Annotated in this window: 1 protein-coding gene; it reads right to left on the reverse strand. The window is 66.4% G+C overall.

Features of this window, described 5'->3' with window-relative positions; genetic code table 11:
• Positions 1 to 1,130: hypothetical protein (locus AC1RQ9_RS18965; protein WP_485988141.1), on the reverse strand; the 1,130-nt coding region annotated here is incomplete at both ends.

Raw genomic sequence — 1,130 nt, forward strand, 5'->3', positions numbered from 1 at the left:
TTCGTGGCCGAAAGACCGGTCGGCAGCGCCTGCGCCGTGCCACCGGGTACGGAATACATCCATGTCCCCTCGCTGGCAGGCGTGGCATTGCCGGTAATGGCAACGCCGCCAACACCATTCGGGTCGGTGGTGGTGAACAGCTGCGAGACCGTTTCCTTCGGGCCGGGCTGGTCTTCCTGCCCGGGCGGAATGGTTACCGCCGTATGCACGTCCGGGTTAACCGTGACATCAAGCGGCTGGCTGTTGGTGCTGACCGACCCGTTGGGGTGGTCATGCTGCATCTGGGTTATGTCCACGCCCGTCAGCCCCGTGGCAGTGCCAGCAAGCGCCTGCCCCGTAACACTGGTGGCAACGCCGTTGCTGGTGCCGGTCAACGGCACGTCGGCCGATGTCTCGACAACCTGCGTGGTCAGCCCGCCCGGCGTGCCGGTAAAGTTCGGCACGGGGTCAAAGCGCACCCTGGCCTGATCGCCAAGCACCACGGCATCGCTGCCTGAAACATTGGCAGGCACGTCCGTCCACGTCCTGCCGCCATCGGTGGAATACTGCCACGTGCCCTCGGTCGCGGGATTGGCCGTATTGCCGGTAATGGCCACGCCAGCCAGATGGTCGGCGGTGGACCCGGTGGGGTCAGCCGCGCTCTGCCGCGCGTCGGTCCCGTCCTGCACCGTACTGTCCGGATACAGGCCTGCAATCGTGGCGCCTGTATTGGCGCCATCAGCACCGTTCGAGGTGACATCAGGCAGCACATAGGGGCCTGCCGCCATGGTGGGCGGGTCATTGACCGGTGTGACCGCCGTGGACAGGTCAACCGTACCCACACTGAGCGCGGTCTGCCCGCCACGGGTCGAAACATCGGCGCCCGCAACCGCCATCGTGCCGGAATCCAGCGCGGCACCGGTCAGCGGCGTGTCATCCGCCGTGGTCAGGGCCTGCCCGTTCGCCCCCACAAGGGCCGGGCTGCCCGATGCGGCGTCCGAACTGTCGATCAGCACGACCTTAAGGTCATCGCCACTGACAGGCTGGCCGTTATAGTTGGCCGCAGGCGTAAACTGCAGCTGGGCATCCTTCGACAGCACAAGCGCATTCGTGGTGGAAACGGACGCCGGAAGCGGCGTCCATGTCCCGCC

It is taken from the genome of Komagataeibacter ossonobensis (genome assembly GCF_057359305.1).